3 protein-coding genes are annotated in these 2826 nt (G+C 75.8%); 2 read left to right on the forward strand and 1 reads right to left on the reverse strand.

Annotated features, from left to right (window positions below):
- Both AC51EU_RS29175 and AC51EU_RS29180 read left to right on the forward strand, forming a co-directional pair.
- Positions 1-633 (forward strand): acyl-CoA dehydrogenase family protein (locus AC51EU_RS29175; protein ID WP_496270099.1); only part of this gene is annotated, 633 nt, incomplete at its 5' end.
- Positions 634-757: 124 nt separating this feature from the next.
- Complete coding sequence (locus AC51EU_RS29180; RefSeq protein ID WP_496270100.1) at positions 758-2128, forward strand: hypothetical protein; 1371 nt, start codon at positions 758-760, stop codon at positions 2126-2128.
- A gap of 24 nt (positions 2129-2152) precedes the next feature.
- Here the strand turns inward: AC51EU_RS29180 and AC51EU_RS29185 are convergent, their stop codons facing one another.
- Positions 2153-2713: a cell wall hydrolase gene (locus AC51EU_RS29185; protein WP_496270101.1), complete on the reverse strand. Its 561-nt coding sequence runs from the start codon at positions 2711-2713 to the stop codon at positions 2153-2155.
- Between the last annotated feature and the right edge of the window lie 113 nt (positions 2714-2826).

The raw sequence follows: 2826 nt of genomic DNA on the forward strand, positions 1-2826 counted from the left end.
GATGTCCTGCTCGTCCCCGCCGAGGGGCCGGAGGGGAGCGGCCTGTACGCGGTCGACGCGACGGCCGACGGGGTGCGCGTCACCCCCACCACACCCCTCGACCTCACCCGTCCCCTCGGCCACCTCACCCTGGACGGCGCCGCCGGCCGGCCGCTGGCCTCGGGCGAACGGGCCCGCGACGCCGTCGGGCGGGCGCTGCTCACCGGCGCCGGGCTGCTGGCCTCCGAGCAACTGGGCGTCGCCACCTGGTGCCTGGAGACCACCGTGCGCCACACCCGCGAACGGCGGCAGTTCGGCCGTCCCATCGGCTCCTTCCAGGCGCTCAAGCACCGGCTGGCCGCCCTCTGGCTGGACCTCGCCTCGGCCCGCGCCGCCGCCCGCAACGCCGCCGACGCGCTGGCCACCGGCAGCCCCGACGCGCCGGTCGCGGTGGCGGTAGCCCAGGCGTACTGCGCGCCGGTGGCGGTCCGGGCGGCGGAGGAGTGCGTCCAGCTGCACGGCGGCATCGGCATGACCTGGGAGCACCCGGCCCACCTCTTCCTCAAACGGGCCAAGAGCGACCAGCTCGCGTTCGGGACACCGGGCCGACACCGGGAGGCGCTGGCCGGTCTCGTGGACCTCGCGGCGCCCTGACCTGCCGCGTTACCGGGGCACGGGCGGGGGACCGCCGGCACGGCGGCCGCCGCCCGCGCCCCGGGGCAAACCTTTCAGCGTACCGGTGATGTCCCGAAAGTGCTGTTCGGGTAGCGTCTCCTCCATGAAGACCGCCAGCCGTCGTGTACTGCTCACCCCGGTGATCGCGCTGGTCGCCGTGTTCCTGGCCATGGCCGCCGCCATGGCGCCCGGCGCCCGCGCCGAGGGCGGCCTCGACGCCGCCGCGGCCGCCCTGAAGAAGGGGCCCGTGTACGTCGATCCCCGGATGTCCTCGAAGTTCTCCGCCTCCGACGCGGACGCACTGGCCAAGAAGATCAAGGACTCCGGCAAGCCGGTCTTCGTCGCCGTGCTGCCCCGCGCCCCCGAGTTCCCGCCGAACACCCTGCTGGCCAACCTGCGCACCAAGGTCGGCATCAGCGGCGTCTACGCCGTGGAGCTCGGCGACGGCTTCAACGCCGGGGCCGACGCCCGGGTGATGTCGCGCAACTCCGTCCGCAACCTCGTGAGCGCGGTCAAGGGCTCCGCCTACCCCACCGTCGGCGAGCGCCTCAACAGCTTCGTCGACACCGCCGACCAGCAGGCCCGGGGCCACGCCCCGTCCTCCTGGAGCGGTGAGGACTCCGGCATCGGCACCGGCACGGCCATCGGCCTCGGCGCCCTCGCCGTCGCCGGCGGCGGTGGCGCCTACGCCCTCGTCCGCCGCAACCGCCGCCGCAAGGCCGAGGAGGAGCGCGCCGCCCTGGAGCAGCTGCGGGTGGTCGTCGACGAGGACATCACCGCCTTCGGCGAGGAGCTGGACCGCCTCGACTTCCGGCCCGGCGAGCCCGGCGCCGACGACGCGATGCGCACGGACTACAGCCACGCCCTGGACGCCTACGAGAACGCCAAGTCGGCGATGGCCGCCGCCACCCACCCCAGCGAGGTGCAGGCGGTGACCAAGGCGCTGGAGGACGGCCGCTTCTCCCTGGCCACCCTCGACGCGCGCCGCAAGGGCCTGCCGCTGCCCGAGCGCCGGGTGCCCTGCTTCTTCGACCCCCGGCACGGCCCGTCCGTCACCGACGCCCACTGGGCCCCGGCCGGTGGCGCCCCGCGCACCGTCCCCGTCTGCGCCGCCGACAAGGCCCGGCTGGACGACGGCCTCGAACCGCACACCCGTACGGTGCGGACCGAGCACGGTGACCGGCCGTACTGGGACGCCGGACCGGCCTACGGCCCCTGGGCCGGCGGCTACTTCGGCGGCGGCATGCTCCCGGGCCTGCTGGTGGGCACGATGCTCGGCGGCATGCTGATGTCCCCGGGCCACGCCTACGCCTCCGACCTCGGCGGCTCCGGTGTCGAGGGCGGCGAGTTCTCCGGTGCCGACTTCAACTCCGGCGACTTCAGCGGCGGATTCGGCGGAGGCTTCGGCGACGGCGGTGGCTTCGGCGGCGGCGACTTCGGCGGCGACGGTGGCTTCGGCGGCGGCGACTTCTGATCCGTACGCGCGAGCCCCCACCGGTCACGGACCGGTGGGGGCTTCGTCGTTCCGGCCCGGCCGCCTCGCCCCGGGAATCCGCGCCACCACCCGCTTGGCGCCGAGGAACCGCGCGTAGCGGGGCCGGGCCGCGAAGTCGGCGTAGCGCCACACGGCCGGGCGGCCCGCCTCCCGGCTCAGGTGCAGCACCCGGTCCGGGCCGAGGTGGACGCCGACATGGGCCCCGTACCCCTCCGGCCGGTCCGCGGCCGGGCCGGGGTCGAACAGCACCAGGTCCAGCGGCCCGGGGCGGGCGACACGGCGGGTGGCCCGGTCGTCGGCCCACAGTTCGGACGAGCGCAGCAGCGGTACGGCGAGGCCGTGGTGGGCCAGTACCGCGCAGGCGTACAGCTGGCAGTTGGCGCCCCGGGACAGGTCCCACGCCTCCCAGCGCGCCGCGCCCTTCCGGGGCGGCACCCCATCAGGGGAGACGGCTCCCGGATGGCGGGCGGCCGAGTAGGCGGTGTCGCGCAGGGCCGGGGGGAGGCCGCCGAACGGGTCGGCGTCGCGCGGTGCCGGGACGGTGTACGGCGTGTCGGATGTCATGTCTCCATCATCCAATGCTCCGGGCCCCCGGTGCCGCCCGGAGCGGGGACGGCCAGGCTCGACGGAACACCGCCGGACCCCGACCCCGCGAGGAGTAACCGCCATGCACCGCC

This window comes from Candidatus Streptomyces philanthi (genome assembly GCF_059553635.1).

What these genes read in the sequence shown, in the direction of transcription:
- AC51EU_RS29180 (WP_496270100.1), top strand. Translation starts at nt 758, where the DNA reads ATGAAGACCGCCAGCCGTCGTGTACTGCTCACCCCGGTGATCGCGCTG.
- AC51EU_RS29185 (WP_496270101.1), bottom strand. Translation starts at nt 2,713, where the DNA reads ATGACATCCGACACGCCGTACACCGTCCCGGCACCGCGCGACGCCGAC.